The organism is Bacillus cereus group sp. BfR-BA-01524, assembly GCF_022662595.1.
Taxonomy (GTDB): Bacteria; Bacillota; Bacilli; order Bacillales; family Bacillaceae_G; genus Bacillus_A; species Bacillus_A thuringiensis_S.
Map to the genome: position 1 here is coordinate 1 of NZ_JAKUDW010000520.1, position 205 is coordinate 205.

Here is a 205-nt window from a genome sequence, read left to right on the forward strand (position 1 = left end):
ATTTCTACATTTCCCGTATCTACCATTTCATTTTCTATTTTTAATGATAGAACTTCTGTCATTCCTTTTTTGATTTCGAATGATACTGGCTCTGTTAATTTTTTGTAGCCTGGTAAGCTTTCTTTCTCTACTAATTTGTACTTTCCTACAGATAAGTCTGAGATTTTTGCTTTACCATTTTTATCTGTTTTTACTTCCGTTACTA

Annotated in this window: 1 protein-coding gene; it reads right to left on the reverse strand. The window is 30.2% G+C overall.

Annotation, left to right across the window (positions count from 1 at the left end; all coding sequences use genetic code 11):
* Positions 1–205, reverse strand: a 205-nt coding sequence (locus MR170_RS32155; RefSeq protein ID WP_242310804.1) for a SpaA isopeptide-forming pilin-related protein, incomplete at both ends; no start/stop codon positions are given.